The 23494-nt window shown below is 50.2% G+C and carries 30 protein-coding genes and 1 pseudogene; 29 read left to right on the forward strand and 2 right to left on the reverse strand.

Annotated features, from left to right (window positions below; genetic code table 11):
- Positions 1-678 precede the first annotated feature (678 nt).
- Positions 679-1245: a BRO family protein gene (locus tag AAC855_RS20425; RefSeq protein WP_340611971.1), complete on the forward strand. Its 567-nt coding sequence runs from the start codon at positions 679-681 to the stop codon at positions 1243-1245.
- Positions 1246-1429: 184 nt separating this feature from the next.
- Here the strand turns inward: AAC855_RS20425 and AAC855_RS20430 are convergent, their stop codons facing one another.
- The gene (locus tag AAC855_RS20430; protein WP_340611973.1) at positions 1430-1576 is read right to left on the reverse strand and encodes a hypothetical protein; all 147 of its coding nucleotides are present in this window, start codon (positions 1574-1576) and stop codon (positions 1430-1432) included.
- A 79-nt stretch (positions 1577-1655) separates the two neighbouring features.
- Here AAC855_RS20430 and AAC855_RS20435 point away from each other — a divergent pair, with 79 nt between their 5' ends.
- A complete protein-coding gene (locus AAC855_RS20435) occupies positions 1656-1868 on the forward strand; it encodes a hypothetical protein (protein ID WP_340611974.1) in 213 nt (70 codons plus the stop codon).
- Here AAC855_RS20435 and ghoS read toward each other — a convergent pair.
- The gene (gene ghoS / locus AAC855_RS20440; RefSeq protein ID WP_340611975.1) at positions 1865-2155 is read right to left on the reverse strand and encodes a type V toxin-antitoxin system endoribonuclease antitoxin GhoS; all 291 of its coding nucleotides are present in this window, start codon (positions 2153-2155) and stop codon (positions 1865-1867) included. The two genes, AAC855_RS20435 and ghoS, sit on opposite strands and share 4 nt — an antisense overlap.
- A gap of 125 nt (positions 2156-2280) precedes the next feature.
- Between ghoS and AAC855_RS20445 the strand changes: the two genes are divergently transcribed.
- From AAC855_RS20445 to AAC855_RS20575, 27 genes and pseudogenes are all read left to right on the forward strand, one after another.
- Entirely contained in the window at positions 2281-2940 is a 660-nt protein-coding gene (locus tag AAC855_RS20445) for a hypothetical protein (protein WP_340611977.1), read from the forward strand.
- 12 nt (positions 2941-2952) lie between these two features.
- Positions 2953-3384, forward strand: a complete 432-nt coding sequence (locus AAC855_RS20450; protein ID WP_340611979.1) for a hypothetical protein — start codon at positions 2953-2955, stop codon at positions 3382-3384.
- A gap of 237 nt (positions 3385-3621) precedes the next feature.
- On the forward strand, positions 3622-3807 hold the full coding sequence (locus AAC855_RS20455; RefSeq protein WP_340611980.1) for a hypothetical protein: 186 nt from the start codon (positions 3622-3624) through the stop codon (positions 3805-3807).
- A gap of 121 nt (positions 3808-3928) precedes the next feature.
- The gene (locus tag AAC855_RS20460; protein ID WP_340611982.1) at positions 3929-4510 is read left to right on the forward strand and encodes an RNA polymerase subunit sigma-70; all 582 of its coding nucleotides are present in this window, start codon (positions 3929-3931) and stop codon (positions 4508-4510) included.
- Positions 4485-6455, forward strand: a complete 1971-nt coding sequence (locus tag AAC855_RS20465; protein ID WP_422824414.1) for a phage terminase large subunit family protein — start codon at positions 4485-4487, stop codon at positions 6453-6455. Before AAC855_RS20460 ends, AAC855_RS20465 begins: the two co-directional genes overlap by 26 nt.
- A 41-nt stretch (positions 6456-6496) precedes the next feature.
- Positions 6497-6718 (forward strand): gpW family head-tail joining protein, encoded by a 222-nt coding sequence (gpW, locus tag AAC855_RS20470; RefSeq protein WP_340612007.1) that lies wholly within the window; start codon positions 6497-6499, stop codon positions 6716-6718.
- A complete protein-coding gene (locus AAC855_RS20475; protein WP_422824415.1) occupies positions 6718-8358 on the forward strand; it encodes a phage portal protein in 1641 nt (546 codons plus the stop codon). Before gpW ends, AAC855_RS20475 begins: the two co-directional genes overlap by 1 nt.
- A complete protein-coding gene (locus AAC855_RS20480) occupies positions 8355-9212 on the forward strand; it encodes a S49 family peptidase (RefSeq protein ID WP_340611984.1) in 858 nt (285 codons plus the stop codon). Before AAC855_RS20475 ends, AAC855_RS20480 begins: the two co-directional genes overlap by 4 nt.
- Before the next feature lie 2 nt (positions 9213-9214).
- Entirely contained in the window at positions 9215-9802 is a 588-nt protein-coding gene (locus tag AAC855_RS20485; RefSeq protein WP_340611985.1) for a hypothetical protein, read from the forward strand.
- Positions 9799-10191 carry a head decoration protein gene (locus tag AAC855_RS20490; RefSeq protein ID WP_340611987.1) on the forward strand — a complete coding sequence of 131 codons (393 nt, stop codon included), beginning with the start codon at positions 9799-9801 and terminating at the stop codon, positions 10189-10191. The genes AAC855_RS20485 and AAC855_RS20490 overlap by 4 nt, the downstream gene beginning before the upstream one ends.
- Positions 10192-10262: 71 nt before the next feature.
- A complete protein-coding gene (locus AAC855_RS20495) occupies positions 10263-11312 on the forward strand; it encodes a major capsid protein (protein ID WP_340611990.1) in 1050 nt (349 codons plus the stop codon).
- Between the two features lies 1 nt (position 11313).
- Positions 11314-11631: a hypothetical protein gene (locus tag AAC855_RS20500; protein WP_340611991.1), complete on the forward strand. Its 318-nt coding sequence runs from the start codon at positions 11314-11316 to the stop codon at positions 11629-11631.
- The gene (locus AAC855_RS20505) at positions 11631-11963 is read left to right on the forward strand and encodes a head-tail joining protein (protein ID WP_340611993.1); all 333 of its coding nucleotides are present in this window, start codon (positions 11631-11633) and stop codon (positions 11961-11963) included. Before AAC855_RS20500 ends, AAC855_RS20505 begins: the two co-directional genes overlap by 1 nt.
- Positions 11960-12499, forward strand: coding sequence for an ATP-binding protein (locus AAC855_RS20510; protein WP_340611994.1), 540 nt, complete (start codon positions 11960-11962; stop codon positions 12497-12499). The genes AAC855_RS20505 and AAC855_RS20510 overlap by 4 nt, the downstream gene beginning before the upstream one ends.
- Before the next feature lie 4 nt (positions 12500-12503).
- On the forward strand, positions 12504-12692 hold the full coding sequence (locus AAC855_RS20515) for a DUF2635 domain-containing protein (RefSeq protein ID WP_340611995.1): 189 nt from the start codon (positions 12504-12506) through the stop codon (positions 12690-12692).
- Complete coding sequence (locus tag AAC855_RS20520) at positions 12692-14182, forward strand: phage tail sheath subtilisin-like domain-containing protein (protein ID WP_340611996.1); 1491 nt, start codon at positions 12692-12694, stop codon at positions 14180-14182. Before AAC855_RS20515 ends, AAC855_RS20520 begins: the two co-directional genes overlap by 1 nt.
- Before the next feature lie 9 nt (positions 14183-14191).
- A complete protein-coding gene (locus tag AAC855_RS20525; protein ID WP_340611997.1) occupies positions 14192-14560 on the forward strand; it encodes a phage tail tube protein in 369 nt (122 codons plus the stop codon).
- A 9-nt stretch (positions 14561-14569) separates the two neighbouring features.
- A complete protein-coding gene (locus tag AAC855_RS20530; RefSeq protein WP_340611998.1) occupies positions 14570-14863 on the forward strand; it encodes a phage tail assembly protein in 294 nt (97 codons plus the stop codon).
- 117 nt (positions 14864-14980) lie between these two features.
- Entirely contained in the window at positions 14981-16951 is a 1971-nt protein-coding gene (locus tag AAC855_RS20535; RefSeq protein ID WP_340611999.1) for a hypothetical protein, read from the forward strand.
- Positions 16952-17037: 86 nt separating this feature from the next.
- Positions 17038-17676: a DUF4431 domain-containing protein gene (locus tag AAC855_RS20540; protein ID WP_340612000.1), complete on the forward strand. Its 639-nt coding sequence runs from the start codon at positions 17038-17040 to the stop codon at positions 17674-17676.
- Between the two features lie 73 nt (positions 17677-17749).
- Complete coding sequence (locus AAC855_RS20545; protein ID WP_340612001.1) at positions 17750-19159, forward strand: DNA circularization protein; 1410 nt, start codon at positions 17750-17752, stop codon at positions 19157-19159.
- Positions 19156-20244, forward strand: coding sequence for a phage baseplate assembly protein (locus tag AAC855_RS20550; protein ID WP_340612002.1), 1089 nt, complete (start codon positions 19156-19158; stop codon positions 20242-20244). The genes AAC855_RS20545 and AAC855_RS20550 overlap by 4 nt, the downstream gene beginning before the upstream one ends.
- Positions 20245-20248: 4 nt before the next feature.
- Positions 20249-20830: a phage baseplate assembly protein domain-containing protein gene (locus AAC855_RS20555; RefSeq protein ID WP_340612010.1), complete on the forward strand. Its 582-nt coding sequence runs from the start codon at positions 20249-20251 to the stop codon at positions 20828-20830.
- Entirely contained in the window at positions 20827-21273 is a 447-nt protein-coding gene (locus AAC855_RS20560; RefSeq protein ID WP_340612003.1) for a phage GP46 family protein, read from the forward strand. The genes AAC855_RS20555 and AAC855_RS20560 overlap by 4 nt, the downstream gene beginning before the upstream one ends.
- Positions 21263-22402, forward strand: a complete 1140-nt coding sequence (locus AAC855_RS20565; protein WP_340612004.1) for a baseplate J/gp47 family protein — start codon at positions 21263-21265, stop codon at positions 22400-22402. The genes AAC855_RS20560 and AAC855_RS20565 overlap by 11 nt, the downstream gene beginning before the upstream one ends.
- Positions 22399-22995, forward strand: coding sequence for a YmfQ family protein (locus AAC855_RS20570; RefSeq protein ID WP_340612005.1), 597 nt, complete (start codon positions 22399-22401; stop codon positions 22993-22995). The genes AAC855_RS20565 and AAC855_RS20570 overlap by 4 nt, the downstream gene beginning before the upstream one ends.
- 53 nt (positions 22996-23048) lie before the next feature.
- Positions 23049-23494 (forward strand): annotated as a pseudogene (locus tag AAC855_RS20575) (hypothetical protein); the annotation flags it as partial.

The following is a 23494-nucleotide window of genomic DNA, read 5'->3' on the forward strand; positions in this document are numbered from 1 at the left end:
TTAGGCTGATTATCTAATTTCTGACAGTTTCATCTTACTATTCCAGAACAAATGATTCTGGGGTGGCAGGAGTATGTTAGGGCGCAGTGTGGGTGAGAGGACGGTGGGAGTGCTACCGTCCTGTTTGAGGTTATTAATTATTAGAGACACATGGGTTTAATTGAGTCTGAAAATATCTGGCATGTTTCTATACACGCTTTTTTTGCATCGCTTCCATCAGGAAACATTGAACAGACAAAAGCATAAGTTTGCATTGAAGCCAAAAGAGTTACGCCAGCCACTAAGCAAAGAAGGAAATATTTTCTCATAGTTATTCTCCGCATCGTTTACAACGTTATCATCACATAACCTGATAAACCCATTACACCGTAACAACAAGCGAATAATGCTTAACAATCAGTTAACACTTGAAACTCAACCCAATATTTCTTTACCCATTCCCTGAGTGGTTAAAGGAATACGAATAACCCATGCTGCCACTTCGTTCTCACCGCGTACCCAACGCATACGGACTGGTGGCATTTTTATTTTCACCGCGCACCGAAAGCGCATCTCAATTGCACCGAACCTAACCCTATCGAAATGAGCCTTCGAGGTCACCAGTTATGGCTGGCGAGCCTTCGGTGGGCTGGTTTCCTATTTCGGCGAGGGTTCATTTCATAGAGCAGGTAAAACGCGATGTCGAATGTCTTGGTCTTTAAAGAAAAAGAAGTCATCCCTTTTGATAATGGCGACGGGAAGATTTGGTTTACTGCCTTATCGCTCGCATCTTTATTGGAATATGCGGATGATAAGTCGGTCAACAAGATATACAGTCGAAATAAAGACGAATTTACAGAAGAGATGTCTCGGGTGGTCAAAATGACCCCCTCGGAAAAATCAAAGGGTTACGATAACTGGGAGACCGAAACTCGCATTTTCTCTCTTCGCGGTGCTCACCTTGTGGGGATGTTGTCGAAAACCAAAGTCGCTAAGGAATTGCGGAAATGGTTGCTAGATTTGGCTGATAAAGAAAGTAATACGTACACCCCATCCATTGGCTACACAATTCAACAGATGCAGGACATTGTCACAAAAGCGAGAAAGGCATCCGATGAAGACTCCTCTGATGCAGGTCGTAGATTAAGAAAACGACAAGATGATCTGGTTACTCTCGATAAAGCCGAAAAGTTAATTGATGACCTCGGTCAAATGGCTCTCGGGTTGGTTGGCGGCGGTAAAAAAGAAATCGAGCATAGGTTGTGATAGTTAGCACACTTTCACGCTGGACAAATGCAGTAAATTCACTGTATTTCAATGAATTACTTGGACATAACGTACTGGACAAAACGACTTAACCATCTGTTTTTACATAACTCTTTTGGGCACACCTCTTCAGGTGTATCGATACCGATATCCCTTTGCGCCGGGTTATCGCCGTCTGTCGGTATTAGCTATGACATGTCTCCTTTTCATCGAGCGTACTGACAGAATCAAAAATAACCCATGCCCCTGAGAATAACAGGTCATTATCAGCAACATCCGCTGTAGGCAGACGAAGTGATGTGACAGCCGGAGAGACGGCCTGTATTGCCATCCTGATTCACAGAGTCGTGATCGCTATACAGAAAAGCAAAGTCCGATTATCGGATATTGAATAAATAACCACTGAGGTCATGATGAAATTCAACCAATTGCCCTATGAATCACAACAAGCAGCCCGGGAAGCACTAGTCCATGCGCTGAATATAGAAATGGAGTCTCGCCGCTATATTGATGAGGGCAGGGCGAAATATATCGCCCGAAACATCAGAGACAGCTTTATCGCGCTTGAAACAGAAGATCCCAAAAGAGGTGGTGATGGCGCTGAAGAAGAAGCTGAAGGTTAATCTTCCTTTAAGCCAGACCACCTTCTTGTTCCGTCAGACTTAGTAACAAGAACAGATGGATTAGGTTTGACTTTTTTCGCTGTATTACGAGCTAGGTTGCGAATTTCATCTGTAGACTCATTACTACTAATTGAATATTCCGCATTGGGTAGACGGTAAACGATACCGCCTGCGGTAATAGTGCGCTCAAACCCAGCGTTTTCCATTTTTTCATGCAAATTCTCATAATCTTTAGAATCTGCATTATGTAACTCAACGCGGACTGTGAAATTTGCTTTTTTTGCCATTCTTCTTATTCCTTATTTTGATTGCAGAATAATCAACTTATCAGTTTCACTTAATTGCGGTAAGTGAGGAACTACCTAGCCTGATATGGTGAAAAGCAGGTAATACAACAAATCACGAGGTAAGCATGGCTAATCTCAAAGATCTCTCCAATCAATTAGCAGCCATCAGAAAGCAAATTCCTTTTGCGATGGCTCAGGCGATGACGAGTGTGGTGCGTGAGATAGAGAAAGCCCAAAAGGTCGCGTTTAATCGCAAACTGGAAAGCCCAACGCCATTTACGGTAAAGGCAGTCAGAAGCAAAGGGGCGCGCAAGGATAATCTCACTGCGAAAGTGTTTGTCTTACCCACTGCGGCTAGTTATCTGGAGCCGTTTGAAATCGGTGGCGTACATAAACTGAATGGCTCTGCCTTGCTCAACCCTAAGAATGTCAAGCTCAATAAGTATGGCAACTTACCTCGTAACAAACTGAACCAGTTAAAAGGCAAGGAAGATACATTCATTGGTGAACTCTCAACGCGGTACGGAGAAGACGTCAATGGCGTATGGCAGCGTAAGAAAGCCAAGAAAGTGAAAAAAGGCAAGCGCCGATTGAAGCGTTCACCTAACGGCACACGTAGAGCAAGAGTGAAGCAACGTCCACCAAAATTACTTATTCGGTTCGGTGACGCACTACCTGTTGAACCAGTGTTGGGTTATCAGGAACGGGCGAATCAAATGGCTCAGGCATTGTTACCACAAGCGATTAACAGAGCGCTGAGTGAAGCAATTAAAACAGCTAAATAGAGGCTAAATATCATGGCACATAGCTACATACGACAACTCACCTTATTGAAAACACAAATAGAGTCATCATTGCGTTATATCGAGTCTATTCAGGATAAGGCAACAGAAGCAGAATCAGCAGCAGAAAATGATTTAAAGTCATTATTGAATTATCACCTACAGGAAGTAGATATTGCGCCGTCATTTGATAAGAAACGCATGGCGGAAAAGGCAATACTAAACCGAACTAACGGCTCTGAAAAACACCCAGTGACGTGGATTATTCAACTGGGTGCGGAAAATGTAGTGTTTAGCCGTGTGACAAACGGATGCATAGATGAAGGCTACGCTTCCGTTGACAGACAAAAGGCTAATGTTTATGCATCAGCTATTCTGAATGATCTTGAACCACCAAGACATCTTCAGAAGTCCGATAGACCGACTGTGAAAACTCAATCTGAATAAGATTATCACCTCGCTTCTTGACTCGGTAAAAGTCCAGACCACTGAAAGATACTCGTGTATCGCGAGGTAAATCCTTGAGTTGGTCTAACAGTTCTCCAAGCTCAATCGTATGACTGTAAATAATCTCTTTACTTGGCATTCATTTACTCCTGTTTGTGTAATGGGAAAGAGAATATACAGCCATGAGCGGGATAAAAAATCGACATGAGTGGCAACCAGAGCATTCAAAGAGGTGACATGAAAAAGACGCAAATGCAAATCATGCAAGAAGCTATCGCTCGCCTGAACGCAATGAGTAGAGAGGAGCTGCTATCTGTATTGATAGAAACTGGAATTGCAGAGCATGATTCGGACAGTGATATCCGTCCATCAACGCTCGATCGCCGGAATTTATCTCTGCCACCGAGATACTATCGCAGATGATGCAGATGAAAATGCTTGGGTCCTTCTAAAAACTATTATAAATCATGGGCATTGCGCGCTGCGATATTTCACTAGCTATGAACTTTTGAAATTTGGGTAACAGGTCACACAAGGGTAACAGATGAACCAGTCCGAATTTGCCAAATTGCACAACGTCAGTCGCAAGACCATCACCACGTGGAAAGCCCGTGGCTGGCTGGTTATGACGGATGACGACATCGATGTTGAAGCGTCAAACGCCAACATTGAACGCTACCGAAAAACGGTTACCCGCGGTGAGAAAAAAAACAAAGGTAACACGCAGGGTAACAACAAGGGTAACAAGTCAGGTAACAAACAAGGTAACAGACCTGAAACGGATACCCCGGCCAAAATTGTGGAGCGTATCCTCACGGAGCGGGGCGCGGATATGACACTGGATGAAGCCCGCACCATGAAGGAAAATTATCTGGCGTTGCTGACTCAGCATGAGTACGACCTGAAATCCGGTCAGGTATTACCGTGGCAGGATATGATTGATGCGGTCGGGCAAGAATACGCTCGTATGCGAACTCGCCTGATTGCTATTGCCCCTGAACACGGTCCCCGACTGAGAGCTTTGGCAACCACGTCTACGGATACGGAGTTTGTGGCCGCGTTGCAGGAAATTATCCATGAGGCAATGGAGGAATTAAGCCTTGATCACAGTGAACAGGGGGGATAATGCATGGCAACACTTCACCCGTGCACTGGTTCAGAAACGTGCTGATACCAAACCTCCGGAGGCGTTATCCTTAAGTGAATGGGCCAATAAATACGCGGTACTGTCTAAAGAGAATGCCGCCCAAACCGGTAAATTCCGTTCTTTTGCTTATCAGGATGGCATGATGGATGCCATTACTGACCCTGCTGTCACGCAGGTTTCCGTGATGAAATCCGCGCGAGTGGGGTATACCAAGATACTGGATCATGTGGTGGGGTATTACCTGTCGCATGACCCGTCCCCGATACTGGTCGTACAGCCCCGCGTCGAGGATGCGGAGGATTACAGTAAGACCGAGATTGCGCCGATGTTGCGCGATACCCCGGCATTAAAAGCGATTGCCGGTGAAGCCAAAGCGAAAGATTCCAGCCAGACTATCCTGAAGAAGACCTTTTCGAACGGGGCAAACCTGACACTGGTCGGGGCGAACTCACCGGGCGGCTTTCGTCGTATCACCTGTCGCATTATCTTATTTGATGAGGTAGACGGTTATCCGTCAGGCGGTGCCGGTGCAGAGGGGGATCAGATAGCACTGGGCATCAAACGTTCGGAAACTTTCTGGAACCGGAAAATTGTGCTGGGTTCAACCCCCACAGTTAAAGAAACCAGCCGGATAGAGAAAGCCTTTAAGGACAGCGACCAGCGCTACTATTACGTGCCTTGCCCCCACTGCGGGGAATATCAGGTGCTGGAATGGGGTAGTCCCGACTCCCCTTACGGTATCAAATGGGAAAAGGATGAACAGGGCAATGGCTTGCCGGAGACGGCCTATTATGTCTGTCGGCATCATGGTTGTGTGATCCAGCACAGCGATAAGCCCGGCATGATAAAGCAGGGGGAATGGCGGGCCAGTCAGCCCTTTAAAGGTCATGCCGGTTTTCATATCTGGGCAGGTTACAGTTTATTCCCGAATGCCGCATGGAAACACCTTGTGGCGGAATGGCTGCGGGTGAAAGACGATCCGCTGATGCGTCAGACCTTTATTAACCTTGTGCTGGGTGAACCTTATGAAGACCGGGGTGAAAAAGCTCTTAGCGAGCGTAAGTTAGCAGAACGCTGTGAGGTTTGGGCCGCTGAGGTGCCGGATGGTGTGGCGTTACTGACTGCCGGGATTGATACCCAAGATGGACGCTTTGAGATTGAGGTGGTCGGCTGGGGCCGCAATGAGGAAAGCTGGTCCATTGCTTATGATGTGATTGAAGGGGATTTGGAAACTGACGAACCGTGGCGGCGACTGGATGCCTACCTGAAACAGATTTGGCGGCGGGCGGATGGATACGGATTTACCATTATGGCGGCTTGCATGGATTCCGGCGGTCACCATACCCAACGGGTGTATGATTTCGCCCGTGACCGGCTGGGCAGACGTATCTGGGCCATTAAAGGGGAGTCCGCCCGGGGAGGAAGGCGTTCACCTATCTGGCCCACCAAGCGTCCGACTCCGCGCAGTAAGTCCAGTTTTAAGCCGATTATCATCGGGGTGAATGCGGCCAAAGATGCCATCCGGTCGCGGTTACATATTGACCCTCCTGATGCAGGCGAACCTGCTCCGGCTTATATGCACTTTCCCGCTAATCGTGATTTGAATTACTTCGGTCAGTTACTGGCAGAGCGTTCAGTGATTAAAGTGTCCGGCGGTCAGCGTTACCGGGTGTGGGAAGAAATCCCCGGTCGCGCTAACGAAGCACTGGATTGCCGGGTCTATGCGTATGCGGCGCTGTGTGGCTTGTTATATCTGGGGCTGAAACTCAATGTACTGGCCGGCACGATAGCAGCGAACCCCAGTCGATTACAGCCGCCGCCGGTAGAGCCGGAAACCAAAATTAAATTCCAATACCCCGGCGTCATTATCAGTGAGCCGGAGAAGCCCACCGTACGCAAAAGCGTCTCAAAACTGTTGCCCTAGGGATCATTATGTTTAATCACAATACCAGTCTGCTGGCAGGCATGAGCCGCGAGCAGCTTTTGGCTGCGTTAGAAACGGCGCAGGCTGCTTACATTGAGTTAGCGACGGGGAACAAGGGCGTTTCGTTCTCCTACACTCAGGGGGACGGGACGCGTTCAGTTTCCTATCAGTCCACGGATTTAGGGCATTTACTGGCCCTCATCCAGATGATACAGGCTCAGTTAGGTCTTAGTACCCGACGTCCCGCGAGGTTCCGATTCTGATGACCATTCAAATACTGGGGCCGGATGGTCAACCGTTAGCGCCTTCCCGGCCCCGCTATTCCATGCTGACGGGCAGTAGCCGGATACCCTACGATGCGGCAGATTCGTCCAGTGACCAACTGGCGAACTGGCAGCCTGCACTGTGGTCGCCGGACAATGAAATCAATATCTACCGAGACCGGATAGTTTCCCGTGTGCGGGATTTGGTGCGTAATGATGGTTGGGCAGCCGGCTCGATTACTCGCGTACTGGACAATGCCATCGGAGCGAATTTTCGTCCTATCCTGAAACCGGACTACCGTATGCTGGCATTACTGACGGGGAATAAAGCCTTTGATGTGACGTGGGCGGCAGAGTACCGCAAAGTCATTGAAGCGCACTGGCGTTCATGGGCCGATGACCCCGGGCGTTACTGTGATGCGGAACGCAAACAAACCGTTTCCCAGATGATGCGGTTAGCATTTCGTCACAAGTTACTGGATGGCGATGCGCTGGCCGTCTTGCAATACCGTCCCGATCGACTGGGTAAAGGCCGGGGGCGTTATGCCACGACGATTCAGATTGTTGACCCCGATCGCCTCAGTAACCCGCAGGAGCGCTTCGATTTAGAGTTTGTTCGCGGTGGCGTGGAAATAGACCGTGATGGCGCACCTGTAGCCTATTACATCCGCGAAGCCCATGTCGGTGATTGGTATAGCGGGAAGAAAACCATGACATGGGAACGCATTCTCCGGGAGACCTCGTGGGGCCGCCCGCATGTGGTACATGATTATGATCATGAGCGCGGGGCGCAGCACCGGGGGAACGGCATCTTAACACCGATTGTTCAGCGACTGAAAATGCTGATTAAGTACGACCAGAGTGAACTGGAGTCCGCCATCTTAAACTCCATTTTTGCCGCCTATATCGAATCGCCGTATGACCCGGCGATGGTTGAGGCCGCACTGGGGGATACTGGTATGAGTGATGATCCCAATCTGGGGGCGTATCAGAGTGGTCGGGTAGATTTCCATAACGAACGTCGGTTGTCCCTGCAAAACGGGGCACGCATGCCGATTTTGTATCCGGGGGAGAAAATCAGCACGGTCAATGCCGCACGGCCGCACAGTAACTTTGAAATGTTCGAAAGTGCCGTGTTGCGCAACATTGCTTCTGCAACCGGATTATCGACCCAGCAGGTGACGCAGGATTGGTCTGATGTGAACTACTCTTCTGCACGTGCGGCGATGCTGGAAGCGTGGAAAACCCTGACTCGTCGTCGGGATGACTTCGCCACCGGATTTGCCCAGCCCATACTCAGTGCTTTTGTGGAAGAGCTGCACGATACGGAAACCTTACCTTTACCTAAAGATGCACCGGATTTTCTGGATGCACGTGCGGCTTATTGTCGGGCGCGTTGGATAGGTCCGGGGCGCGGATGGGTCGATCCGGTCAAGGAAAAAGAAGGGGCAATTATGGGATTAGAGGCCGGTTTATCTACCTTAGAAATCGAAATTGCCGAAAACGCCGGGGGTGACTGGGAAGAGTTCCTTGATCAGAGTGCCCATGAAATTAAAGCCCGTGAAGAACGAGGATTGCCGCTACCTAGCTGGGCACAGTCCCGCTTGACCACGGATAATCATACGGAGGAAATCAAGTGAATTTACCCCATTTAGCCCAGCGGCTGTTTAATGTCCCGCTGGCGATACACCCGCGCAAAGCGGAGGTCGTGATGGCGGCATTAACTGACCGCTTCGGCATTACCCGGATTCATGCCGGGATGGACTGGGATGATGACGATGAGTATTTCTCCCGCAAGGCGAAACCCGATGCTGGGTATGATGTCCTTGAGGGTATTGCGCTGATCCCGGTGCAGGGGACGTTAGTTCAGAAACTGGGTTCATTGCGGCCTTACAGCGGCATGACCGGGTATGACGGCATTCGGCAGGTGTTTCTCCGGGCACTGAATGACCCGGCGGTCAAAGGTATCTGCTTAGATATTGATTCCCCCGGCGGTGAAGTGGCCGGTTGCTTTGATTTGGTGGACCTGATTTACCAGTCACGGGGCGAGAAACCTATCCATGCCATTCTGAGCGAAAACGCGTATTCCGCCGCGTATGCGATTGCCAGTGCGGCCGACAAAATTACCGTACCGCGTACCGGGGGTGTGGGTTCAGTGGGCGTGATTGTCATTCACTGTGACTGGTCGCAGCACATTAAAGAAGACGGTCTGAAAGTGACCATCATCACTTACGGGGATCGCAAGGCCGAAAGTAACCCGTATGTGCCGCTGAGCGAGGAGGCCAAAGCGGCTATTCAACACGATGTTGATGAAATGGGGCGTCTTTTTGTTCGCACCGTTTCCCGTAACCGCGGACTCTCGGAAGAGCACATCCGCAAGACACAAGCTGCCTGTTATCTGGCAGACGAGGGCGTACAGGTGGGGTTGGCAGATGAAATTTCGCCCCCGGATGTCGCATTTCAAACACTCATGAAAGACGCTGGAGTCATGTAATCATGTATAAATTTGCACACCTGTTAGGTGCTAAAGCCCGTGCCACTGATGAGCACGACGAAGAAGAAAAGGCGCGTAAGGCAAAATCCCGCCGGGCGGAAGAAGACGAGCGTGACGAAAACGCCGAAGACGAGGACGAAAAGGAAAACGCCGACGAGCAGGAGGATGAAAATAAAGGTAAAAAAGGGAAAAAAGCCAAGAAAGCCAAATCAGAAGACGATGATGATGACCCGGACGCGGAAGACGATGATCCTGAAGCTGATGATAACGAGGATGTCAAAAAAGGTCGCCGCGCCGAGCGTAAACGCTGTGCCGCTATCTTTGGTAGTCAATACGCGATGAATCGCCCGGATATGGCCGCGCATCTGGCGTTCAATACCCGTATGTCAGCGAGTGAGGCGATTACTACCCTGAAAGCGATGGGGGATATTCAGCCTGCGGCGGCTCGCGTGTCGCTGGACAGCCGGATGCGCACGGAGCAGCAGGTGCGATTAGGGCCCGATGCACAACAACCTGCGAAAGGCTCGGCGTCCGCCCTTGCTCAACAGATGGCGCGTTTATATGACACTAACAGAGGAGTTAAATCATGACGGCGTTTTCTAATAACCCGTTTCAGCCGGGGGTTCGCCAGTCGGTTTTTGTCCCCGACCAATTGATAGCCGGGCAACTGCAATTAGTCACGGATAGCGTGACCATTGCCAAAGGCAATCAACTGCAACGTGGTGCGGTGCTGGGGCAAATTACCGGGACTCGCGAGTATACCTTCTGTAAAAAAACCGCTACCGATGGCAGCCAAAACCCGTGCGCCATTCTGGTGGATAACGTGGATGCCTCGGAAAGCAGTGTCAGTGGTGGGGTGTACCTGATGGGCGAATTCAATCAGCACCGTCTTGTTTATGATGAAAGCTGGGCTTTGCCTGAACTGACCGATGTCCTGCGTCAATTCTCACTTTTCCTGCGCGATAGCGTGACTGCCTGAGTTAACTTTCAAACAGACGTCCTTATGTCGGTCACGACAGGCATGATGACGTCTTTACCATGAGAAACAGTATGAATAACATCTATGACACCAACGTGTTAGTGCAGGTTGTACCGAACCTGATCACCAGTCAGAACTGGCTGCTGGACAAGTTTTTCCCCAATATCGTGGAGTCGGATACCGAAGAAGTCTCTATCGACGTGGATGTTGGTCTGCGCCGTATGGCTCCGTTCGTTTCCCCGCTAGTGGAAGGCAAGCTGGTCGAGTCGCGTAAATTCCAGACCAACAGCTTTAAGCCGGCCTACATCAAAGACAAACGCGCGCCGGATTTACGCAAACCCATTCGCCGCCAGATTGGTGAGCGCATCGGGGGCCAGTATACGGCGGCTGAGCGTGAGATGCTCAATATCCAATTTGAGCTAGCCGACCAAATTGACATGATTAACAGACGGTTAGAGTGGATGGCTGCCAGTGCAATGGTCACCGGCACTATCACCGTAGCGGGGGAAGGTTACGAAACGAAAGTGGTTAATTTCGGGCGCTCTGCTGACCTGACCGTCACCCTGAGTGGCAGTGATAGATGGCCGACGAAGGTCGATGCAGGCAAAACCAACACCCAGCCGACGCAGGATATTGAGGAGTGGTCGCAGCGTATCCTGAAAAACTCCGGTGCCGTACCGACCGATTTAGTCTTTACCACAAAGTCATGGAATGCGTTCCGTCTGGATACCACTATCACCGACAGTGCCATTAAGTTTCCGGCATTAAATCCGTATGGTAACCAAATTAACCCCGGTACGCAGGTGCAAAAAGGGGCGGTTTACAAAGGCCGCTGGGGGCAGTTCGACTTATGGGTGTACAACGACTGGTTTATTGACCCAGCGGATGGCAAAGAGAAGCCCATGTTACCCGATGGTGCGGTCATTATGTCCGGCGCTGACCTGATGGGCACCCGCGCCTTTGGTGCCATCCTTGATCCGGCTTTTAACTATGGCCCAATGGCGTATGCCCCGAAATCGTGGTTGCAGGAAGATCCAGCGCAGCGGTTTTTGATGGTGCAGTCCGCACCGCTGGTTATTCCCAGCCGGGTGAATGCGGCCCTGTGCGCAACGGTGGTGTGATATGGCAAAAAAACCTCAACAGGAACTGGGCGGATTACCGCCCGAATTGCAGGTCGACACTGATATTCAGGCATTTCAAACACCCCCTGACTCACCGTCGTATTCCGATGATGAGGACGAAAAGACAACGGGCGAAAAGAGCCTCGAATTTGTCGTAGTGAAAGGCCGCACTGTCCGGCATAACGGGGTGGATTACCCGGAAAATACGGTTATTCCCATCTTCGGTAGCGAGGCAGAACGCCTGCTGGAGTTGGGCGTTATTATGCGGCTGGATGACTTAAGGACGCAGCTTTTATCCAAGAGTTCACAGGAGGTCTGATGCCGATTGACTGGGATAAACACCTGCTTGCGCCTTTGCATAAGCAGTTTGGCGAGAAGGTGAACTGGCGGCCTAAGCAGGGAAAACCTTACGATATCATGGGCGTGTTTGACCGCGCCTATACTCAGCAGGTGGAATCCCTTGACGGCGAGAGCAGTATCAATACCACCAAACCCCTGTTAGGTGTCCGTGATACGGCGCTTAAAGTACCGCCGAAACAAGGGGATCGGGTCTTTATCTATCGCCTTGAGACCGAATTTGTGGTGAACGATGTCCAGCCAGACAGCCACGGTGGGACGCATCTGCAACTTAACCGGGTGGTGAAAAAATGAATGCTGCTCAACTACGCAGTCTGGTTGTTCAGGCACTGATCGGGAAAACTCATGCCCAATCCCGCGTTTATTCCCCGCGTGACTGGTCAACCCGGAGTGAGGATTATCCCTGCATTCTGGTGCAGACCCCGTTTGACCATAAGAAATCGTTAGGCCGTAATGCCCCGCAGTTTCATACCACCACAACAGTTAGGATCACCGGTCGTTTAGAGGCTTTTGATGATGATTTGGAAGGGGGGGCTGAGCAGGCAGAACTGGCGCTGGAGGCCCTGCGTGAGCAAATCGAGCGAGCGGTCATCAATGGTTATGCATTAACAAAAGTGGTGCAGCAGTTTTCCGAAATCCGGTCACAGATTGATATTGATGCCAGTGGCGAGGGGCATTTCGCTCAGCTTCTGATGGACATTGATATTGAATACTATCAGGGGCCGGAGGATTTTTACCCGATTGAGGCGCACGCGCTGGATGGTATTGATGTCACAATCGCTATGCCGGAACACACCCCCGAACCTCATATCCGAATTAATCTGGAGTAATCCTATGTTTGTCAAACCTGTTGCCGGGCGGCTGGTACGCTGTCCGGTTAAGGGCGAACCTTTGCCCGACGCCGGCTCACATGTGCCGGATACGTTATTCTGGCATCGCCGCGTCAGAGACGGTGACGTTGAAATTTGTCAGCCGGTAGAAGAAGTTAAACCTGCCAAAAAAGGCACTCAGGAGGCTGAATAATGGCTATTCCGTTTTCCCGTATTCCCAATAATCTCAGAACGCCGCTGTTTTTCGTGGAATTTGATAACTCGATGGCGAACAGTGCGACCGCGACCCAGCGTTCATTACTCCTCGGTCAGATGTTGGATGGATCCACTGCAAAACCGGCTATTCCGGTGCGAATTTCGTCAGCAGAGCAAGCCGCCTCTCAGTTCGGGCATGGCTCCTTGCTGCATGGCATGACGATCGCGTATCTGGCGAATGATGTTGCGGCGGAACTCTGGGTATTGCCGCTAAAAGACAGTGAAAGCCAGATAGCGGCCCGGGGTGCGATTGAAATTACCTCCATGCCGACCTATTCGGGGGTGATTTCGCTGTATATTGCCGGGCAGCGTGTCCAGCTTGCGGTGATGGCGACCGATAAACCGGCGCAGGTGGCCGAATCCTTAGCGGCGGCGATTAACCGTAAAGTCGCGTTACCGGTGAAAGCAGCGGCGAACATTAACACCGTCACCTTGTTTGCCAAAAACAAAGGGGCACACGGTAACGGCATTGATATCAGTCTCAATTTCCGCGGGCAGGCCGGCGGGGAAGAGACACCCACCGGGATGGCCTTACGCATTACACCGATGACCGGGGGCGCAGGTGCACCCGAACTGAAAGACGGTCTGGCAAATTTGAATGACCGGGCCTTTGATTTTATCGTTAACCCGTACACCGACACCGTGTCACTGGATGAAGTCAAAGCCTTCTTGTCTGATACCGGTGGGCGCTGGTCATGGGAGCAGCAATTGTACGGTCATGCGTTCAGCGTGGTCAGTGGCACCTATGGCGAGTTAGCGGATGCGGGCGAGCGTCGCAATAACCAGCATGAGACGCTGTTAGGGGTCACTAAATCCCCGACACCGGACTACATTTGGACAGCCGCTATCACTGGTGCCGTGGCACCAAGCCTCCGAAATGATCCCGGCAGGCCGCTGCAAACCTTACCGGTGGCAGGGGTATTATCGCCCGCCGCAGAACACCAGCTTAACCTGATGGACCGTAATAACCTGCTGCACAGTGGGATTTCCACGTTTACGGTCGCGGATGATGGCACGGTACAAATTGAGAACCTCATCAGTACCTACCAGAAAAACCCGTATGGCGATAACGATGACAGCTATCTTCAGATAGAAACGCTGTTTTTGCTGATGTACGTCTCGCGCTACATCCGCACGCAAATTACGTCAAAGCTGGGGCGAATGAAGCTGGCAAAAGACGGCACCCGCTTTGCTCCCGGCTCGGCGATTGTGACGCCCAATATTGTCAGGGCAGAGTTGATCGCCCAATACAAGACACTGGAGTACAACGGCTATGTGCAGGACTCAAAAGCCTTTGCGGATGGTCTGAAGGTGGAAATTAACGCCCAGAACCCGAACCGGCTCGATGTTCTCTGGACAGGCACCCTGATTAATCAGTTGCGGGTCTTTGCCCTGTTAAACCAGTTCCGACTGCAACCCACTTCATAAGGAACCCTCATGGGAAATACCACTAACCGGCTGGCAGGCACGGCTTATGCCAGCGTTAACGGGATCTCCATTATGGTGGTCGGGGATTTTACTTACAGCCCCTCCACCGTCACCCGTGAAACATTAACCGGCATGGATTATGTCCACGGGTACAAAGAAAAACCCAATGCCCCGTATATCTCCTGTCGGGTACGTGACAGCGGCGGTACGACGGTAGCGGATTTTAACAACCAGACCAACGTCACCATCGTAGTGGAACTGGCGAACGGCAAGACCATCATCGGTGAAAATATGTGGACTGTGAACACGCAGGAAGTGAAGAGCGAAGATGCGGAGTTTGAAGTTCGTTGGGAAGGCATTTCAGTCACTGAAAACTAAGGAATTCACATGGAAAAGACCAAAATCGTTCAATTGAGCCGATCCATTGAAAGCAATAATGGCAAAGAGGTTTATCAGGAAATTCATTTGCGTGAACCGTTTCTGATTGAGGTTGAGCAGTTTTATGATGCGCAAGCGAAAAACCCGAACAGCTCTCTGCCGGCTATGCGATTGTTAATTGCGTTAGTCTCAAGCATCCCTGAATCGGTGTTAAAAAAGATGGCCATTACCGATTTTAATATTTGCCGGGAGTTTCTGACCAATTTTTTAGTGTATATCCCCTCGGGGGATGGCAGCAATTAGCGGCGGATGTGACCTATTTTTACCACTGGGGGCCACAGGAAGCGTGGCACCTGAGTTATTCCCGTCTGGAATGGTGGTTAAAACAGGCTGAGCGCATCAATCAAATGAGGTCAGGCAATGGGTAAAGTCTTTGATTTTGAATTACAGGCGGATGAAAACGCGACAAAAGCATTGGCTGATATCGAAACGCGATTGAAGCAATTGCATCCTCTGCTGAATTCGACCCGCGATGGTTTACGGTTCGGCGGCAATGAAACGCAGGAAAATGTCGGGGGTGTGAGTAATCAACTGCGGAATATGTCACTCTTTGCAAAGGATAACGTGAAGAATATTGGTGATATGATCCCGCCGCTGAAAATGTTTGGTGAACTCTCGGGCAAATATCTGGATAAAGGACTGGCCCTAGGCGGCATCGGCGCAATAGGCTACGGTATCACCAAAATGGGGCAGAGACTCAATGAGCAAAGCAAGGAGGCTTATAATCTGGATGTCATGGCAAAGAATAACAACATGACGCCGGAAGAGTTTTCCCGATTGTCCGGGGCGATGGTGATACTGGGTGCCAGTGCGGATGATGCCAAAAGCTCGGTGGATGGGTTATATAAGCTCTTTAATGACCCTTTGTGGGCGCGAAATGACACTGCGCTAGCCCAGTTAAATGAGATGGGCGTGTCCATTATCCGTAAGGATGATGGGACGGCGGATGTCTCTAAAACGATGGAAGAACTGGCGAAGGTATTTCCGACCTATTCGTCTGCAAAACAGAAAACTATTGCGGATTTTTTAGGTTTCGATGCGAACACGTTAGCGCTACTGCGTGAAGGGGCTAAATACAAACAGTTATTAACTCGGTCAGACGCGCTGGGATTGACCGTTCCTAATGAGTTAAACCAGAAACTGACTAATTTGAATGGTACGATTAGCGGGTTGAACGCCTCATGGGAAGGATTTAAGCAACGTGTCAGTAATTCGGTGACGGATTTTGCCCTGTCAGATGGCTCCATTAATGATGGTCTTGACGGAATTAGTCAGGTCTTTGAGCACAATGACCGATTTGCTTACATGAAAGCATTGGGTGTGACGCGGGGTAAGGAAGCTGAGCAATTACGCCGAGCAAGTCAATCCCCTGAATTTTATAACTCTTTGAGTTGGGATGAAAAAACAGCGGTCAATCTCGGGATGATGACCGATGGCGTCAGGGAAAAACATCAGCAGTGGCAGCTTAAAAAAGGCAGTGAGAACATTGAACCTCCTCAGCCGATTGAGCAACAAAAACATTATCAGGATCTTTATCAAATACCCAATGATCCTAACCGGGTGAATAAGTCGGGTAAACAACCAAGAGGTATCCGGAATAATAATCCCGGGAATTTAATTGCGGCTCCGAATGCCGTAGGGGAGGATTTCGGTAATGGTCACCGGTATGTGAAGTTTGGTACCGCACAGGATGGCATCTCTGCAATGGGGCGTCAGATCATGTTGGATGCAGAGCGAGGACTGAATACGATTACATCGCTATTATATCGATATGCTCCACCTGAAGGCCGTAATAATACTCCCGCTTATATCGACTCCGTTTCTCAGCGTACAGGGTATTCACCTGATCAACCCCTTGATTTACACAATCCGGATATATTGAAAAATGTCATGGTTGGGATGATTCAACATGAAAATAATAATATAAATCCTTACAGTGATGAGCAGATGCAAGCTGGGATTAATGCCGCTATTCATGATGCCCGTTGGTCGGGGTTGCGAAATCCTCAAAGACTCAAGAAACAGCGCGCTCAATATGGCCCTAATAATGTTATCACTGACGGAATAGACGGAGTAAATGATAAAAACGTGCAAACCCAGAAATCTCAGCCTCCTGAGAAAAAAATACCGTCTTTGTACAATAAAAAAGACTATGAACCCACAAAGTTGGGGGTTGAAATGGCAGAAGGCATGGCGAAAGCAGTGCGAGATGCTTTTGGTGATTTACCACTTAAGCTGGAGGTCATTTTAGTTAATGATAAGACGGGAGAACGGCAAAGATTTCAGTCAAAGCTTGGGGGAAAAGTGACAACCTCCATGCAGCAACCTTGATGTGATTATTTTTTGTTCAAAATGTTGCTTTTATTATATTATTAATATGATAACTCACATTGAAATTTTCTGTCGGAGGGAGATAAGTGCTAAAGAAAATAGCTGCTTTCTTGTTTCTGGTATCAACTGTGGCTAGTTCTGCCAGTTTCGATTGCGCAAAGGCAACAAGCAAGACTGAGAAGCTGATTTGCGCCACACCGATCCTGTCTCAGGCTGATGATGCCCTACTTGTCGCTTATACGCACGCAAAAATAGCTACAGGTAATAGTGATGGTTTTAAAGCATTAGTCAGGCAAAATTGGAATCTACGTGAGAAAAATTGCGATACGGTCAAATGCCTTCAAGATTGGTACAGACAATCATCTGAAATATACTATCGAATTGCAGCCACCAGAGAAGAAGGTGAAAAAGCCAACAGCACTTATTTTTACAATACGTCAGCAAAATTTAAAGGCACTTTAAATAGTGAATCGGAGGGCTTTCCGTCATTAAGATTGGATCGTCTTATTTCTGTTTCACCTAGTGATGGTGTTTACGATGAAACAGAACCTTTTGAGCATGGTGTTGCCGTGATGCAATTGGCTATGACTAAAAAAGAACAATGGAATATCTTTGAAAAACTAATAGGAAAGAAAGTGTCAGTAACATGTAATTTATACCATGCAGTTACGATACATCATAAAACTCCAGTAATGTGTCTTGTTGAGAAGATAGAGTCTATTTGAACAATGTATTAATTTTTTAAGTGTATTAAGCCGCCGAGTGCGGTTTTTTTTCGCCCTAAAAAAGAGGTCTCTCATGGCTTTTATTAAAGATGCTGTCTCTTCCCTGCTGGGAGGTGGCAATGATGCATCATGGCAGTGGGCTGAACATCTGCATCCGGCTTCGTTCCGGGGGGTGCCGTTTGCGGTGGTCTCCGGGGAAAGTGTCTTCGGTCGCCGTCAGGCGGTGCATGAATACCCGTACCGTGATACGGCGTGGCTGGAGGATTTAGGCCGAGCCACCCGGCGGATCACGTTGCGCGGGTTTATCATTCAGAACAGTGCGGTGTATCACGCGCCGGATGTGATCACCCAGCGTAAAAATCTGGTGGCGGCCTGTGAAACCGGTTCAACGGGCACTTTAGTCCATCCGACACTGGGAGAGCTGACGGTCAGTGTGACCGAAAGTGGTCTGCGCATGAATGAGAGCAAGGAGTTTGGCCGGGTATTTGAGTTCACACTCACTGTGATTGAATCGGGGCTGAAAGTCTTTGCGATCACCAACAGTACTAAATCCGCCACTGAGGTGAAAAAGCACTGGCTGCAAACTTATACCACCACGCTGGCGAAATATATCGCGATGGTCAGGGGTGAAATCCGCTCGGTGACGCAGGGCATACGGATTATTAAACAAACCGCGAACCAGTGGATCGGTATGGTGACTCGTTCAATGGATGAAGTGACCAATCTCAGCGATATGCTGAAAACTACCTTCGGCAGTGAGCGTTACGGGCGTTATCAGCGCGGAAAAATCGGTGGCACCGTTTCCGGGGCCACGGGCCTTCGGTCACGGGATGACCGGCAGCACAATGAAGCCAACATCATCAAAAAAACCACGGCCGCGGTGGTAATGAGCCGCAAAACCATCACCGACGGACTGGATACATTGAACGCTGCCCACACCGTGGAAACCTTCAGCGAGGCCGCCGGGCAGGTCGTGATCGCGATTATTGATTCTGCCGGCAGTGTGGATGAGAAAGTAGCCATTTTCGAAGCATTAGCCGCGTTTCAGAACACCCGCTATCAGCAAGGCGCAGTTGACCGCCACATTACAGAAATGACCGTATTGTTGTTGGTTGTCCTGTCTGCGGGGGCGATGGCACAGGTTGCCAGTGACTTTACGCCGTCCAGCAATCAGGAAGCCCATGATTTACAAACGCGGGTCTGTCAGGCACTGGATACGGCACTGGTGATGGCGGGTGATTTGGGTGTGGATGAGGTTTACCAGTCCCTGATGGCCTTGCGGCATGAATTTATGACCAGTGCAGAGCTGAAAGGTGCAGAGTCAGGACGGTTAGCCCAGTTTAGTCTGCCGGCGGTTCTGCCTGCACTGACGGTGGCGAACCGGATTTATCAGGATGCTGGGCGCAGTGATGAACTGATACAGGCCACGGATCCCCGTCACCCCGCGTTTATGCCCACCCGATTTAAGGCGCTGAGACAATGAGAACACGGGATGAACTGTCGCTGGTGATTGGCGGCAAGGCGATTTATGGCTGGGACAGCGTACGTGTGACGCGGGGCATTGAACGATTACCGTCTGATTTTGAACTGATGCTGATGGACTATTACCCCGGCAGTGATGAGAAACAACAGGTTGAAGCCGGACAGCCCTGTCAGGTACTGCTGGGTAATGACCCGGTGATAACGGGTTATATCGATATCTGGAATTCTTCTATTAACAAAAGTACCCACCAGATACGGGTGACCGGTCGCAGTAAATGTCAGGATTTAGTGGACTGTTCAGCTAAATGGCCACAGAACGTCATTAGTCGGGCAACGGCATTGCAGATTGCCCAGAAACTGGCGCAGTGGTACGGCATTGATGTGACTTCAGATGTGGCGGACATGGAGCCGTTACCGCAATTTACCCTGAACTGGGGCGAATCCTCACAGGAGATCATTGACCGCATTACCCGCTGGTCCGCGTTGCTGTATTACGACATGCCGGACGGCAATTTGTTCCTGACCCGCGTGAGTGACAAAGTGGCGGCCAGTGGGGTGGCACAGGGAAAAAACATCGAACTGGCGGATTATCAGTCTTCTATGAACGAGCGGTTCTCAGAATATATTGGGCTGTCCATGAATGTCAGCGGGTTAAGCGAACTCTCGTCCGAGCAAGGGTATCAGGCGGTCGAAATCGCCAGTGCCCAAGACCCGGAAGCCGAAAAAATGCGTTACCGCAATTACGTCACCATCATCGAAAGCACATTGTACTCACACCAGCGACAGCAGGAAGCCATTGACTGGGAAATGAATCGTCGTTATGGCCGTTCAAAGGTGCTCAAGGTGCTGGTCGACAGTTGGCGCGATGTCAGCGGGACGTTGTGGACACCCAATACCCTGATACCGATCCACTTGCCGGTCTTTGGATTGGAATCCGAACAATGGCTGTTATCTGAAGTGTCTTATGTGCGTAATAAAGACGATGGCACCCGGGCTGAACTGACCCTGATGCCGCCGGCTGCCTTTACTGTCCAACCGTATGAATTTTATTCCACCCTGATGGAACTGCGTAACGGAGGTTACTGATGTGATGGACGTTAAGAATTTATATCGCCGGGCGATGATGATGCTCGGTTTAGGTCGGGTCACCACCTGTAATGATAAAGGGGTTATCCAGCAGATTCAGTATCAGACTGAAATGGAAGTCCGGGATAATACCCACCGGATAGCGGAGTTTGGTTTTTCTTCCGGATTACCGGCGAATACCGATGTGGTGCTGGCGTTTTTAGGCGGTGACCGCTCCAATGCAGTGGTGATTGGCAGCAACCATCAACAGTACCGGCATCAGGGATTAAACCCCGGCGAAGTGGTTGTGTATAACCAGTGGGGGCTGCATATTCTGCTGACAGCATCGGGAATAACCGTTGAGGCGAAAGGACAGCCAGTGACAGTTAACAACGCATCTAAAGTCACTGTGAACGCCTCCACTGAAGTGCTGCTGAATACGCCTGTGCTCAAAGTCACCGGCAATGTGATTGATAACTGCAACACCAATACTACCACGATGAAACAATTACGGGATAGCTACAATCGTCATACGCATCCTGTCTCGGGGGTGAGAGCAGGCGACTCCACGGTGCAGAGCCAGATAACGGGGGAGACGGTTAAATGAGTGATATCACTTCATGGTGGAATGTGAAAAACATCCACGCTGACTGGTTGGCCGGGCGTGGGGATATCGTCACCGGCAATGACCTGCAAACCGCCATCATTATCAGCCTGTTTACGGACCGGCAGGCCAGAGCCGATGATGCCATTGACGGCACTGATCGCCGGGGATGGTGGGGTGACAGTGGCGCGAATTATCAAATCGGCTCCCGGTTATGGCTGTTGCATCGGCAAAAACTGACCACCGCTGTGGCGCTGGCGGCGGAAGATTACGCCCGTGAAGCCTTGCAATGGATGCTGGACGATGGCGTGGCGTCTGCGATTGATATCCACACACAGATTGTCTGGCCTGACCGACTGAATATGATGATCCGTTATCAGCGTCCGGGGCGGAATAACGAAGACCTGCGTTTTTTCTGGGTATGGGAGCGAGACAATGCCGTTTAAACGAAAGACCCTGACCGAACTTCGGGCACAGAACCGTAGTTATTTACAGTCAGAATTACAGGAAACCGGTCCGTTACTGCGTTTTTCCAATATGGGCGTACTGGCGGATATGGATGCAGGTATGGCGCATCTGCATTACGGTTACCTTGATTATATGGCCCGGCAAACCACGCCGTTTACAGCCACCGATGAATGGCTGGCAGGCTGGGCCGCGTTAAAGAAAATCTTCCGCAAACCAGCCACTGCTGCTCAGTGTGACCATTATCAGTTTACCGGTGTGGCAGGAACGGTGATTCCCGCGCAGACAAGGCTGAACCGGGGAGATGGTTATCAGTATCAGACTGTGACAGAAACCCGCATTAATGAGCACGGGAGAAGCGCTGTTCGGCTGATGGCTATACTACCAGAGAGTACCGAAGATGATTCAGGCGGTGGTGCGGCAGGGAACGCCCCGGCAGGCACGATATTAACATTGGATCAGAGTCTGGCTGGGGTTGATGTTGAGGGCACAGCAATAGCGCCGATCACCGGTGGCGCGGATATTGAAAGTGAGGTCGATTTTCGCTCCCGTATGTTACTGGCCTATCAGGGTACACCACAGGGTGGCTCTGATGATGATTACAAACAATGGGCGCTGTCCGTGCCGGGCATTACCCGTGTCTGGGTCAGGCCGAGAGCGGCCGGCGCTGGCACGGTGGGTGTTTATATCATGTGTGATAACAACGGGCAGGATGGTTTTCCCATCGGTAAGGATGGAGTTTCTTCGCAGGAATCGTATGCTGTTCATGCCACCGGGGATCAACTGCGCGTGGCTGACCATCTTTATGTCTTACAACCGGTCACGGCTTTAGTTTGGGTTCTGTCTCCTATTAAACATTTGCTTGATTTCACGATTAGTGGCTTGTCTCATGTGGGGACAGAGGTAACCGGTCGCATTAATGATGCGATTAATAACGTGTTGTTTGAAAGTGGTAACCCCGATGGCACGGGACGCATTCTGCTTTCTGAACTGCAATATGCCATTGCTGACGTACCGGGCACAGCAGGCTTTGTGATCACCTCACCGACTGACAATATCACGTTGCCGGTGGGTTATTTACCCTTGCGAGGGAAGGTGACCTACACATGAAACAATACAGTGTGACAGAATATACCGCAGCTCTCAATGGCCTGTTACCGACCGGGATGGCATGGACCCGGACACCGGATTCGGTGATGAATGCAGTGGTACGGGCGATTGCCCGGAGTTATCACCGCAGTGACCAGGATGTACATTTATTACTGGAGGGCAGCTTTCCGGCCACGGCAACGATTATGTTACCGGAGTGGGAGAAGTCTTTAGGCTTGCCGGATGACTGTGCGATCGGGGAAATTGACAGTATTTCCCTGCGGCAGAAAGCGGTGGTGTCGAAATTATTACGCACGGGTGGGCAGTCAAAATCCTACTTTATCGGTTTGGCGGTAGAACTGGGCTTTCGTATCACTATCACCGAATTTCGGCAGGCCAGAGCAGGCATGTCAGCGTGTGGCGCTGCATTAAATGGTGGTGACTGGCCGTTTGTCTGGCGGATTAATGCCCCGGAAACCACAATGAACTACGCTGTGGCCGGGGGAAGTTATAGCGGAGACCCGCTGCGCTCATGGGGCAACCGGAAACTTGAGTGTCAGTTCCGGCGAATAAGCCCGTCTCACACTATCCTGCAGTTCGGTTACAACCAGTAACCCTTATTCATTTACTTTTCTTTTTTATCACCTTCATTGAGTGAGGATGTGTTATGCAAAAAATCGGTGATATCACCAACACCGCGGATAGCCACGGTGAATTTACTAACGGGAATGTGGCCGCCGGTATTCCGCCCACACTGTTGGAAGCGGAGTGGTTTAATACCGTACAGAGGGAAATCATTAATGTATTACTAAAGGCGGGGATGCAACCCAATAAAACTAATGATGCCCAGTTATCTGAGGCGATTGGTAAATTAGTATCGGATTCGAAAGTGTCATTAACAGACAGTCTGGGGCAATCCAGTGCGCTGGCCGCGAGCCAGAAATTGGCGAACCAAGTCAACGACAATGCCAACAGTCGCCTTGAAAAAGCGCAGAACGGGGAGGATATTCCCAATAAGCCTGAATTTGTCAGCAATATCGGCGCTTACCCCATAACAGGTGGCACAGTAAACGGCAATGTGGATGCGACAGGGTATATATCGGGGGTTGGTGT

Source organism: Xenorhabdus bharatensis, assembly GCF_037996705.1.
Lineage (GTDB): Bacteria > Pseudomonadota > Gammaproteobacteria > Enterobacterales > Enterobacteriaceae > Xenorhabdus > Xenorhabdus bharatensis.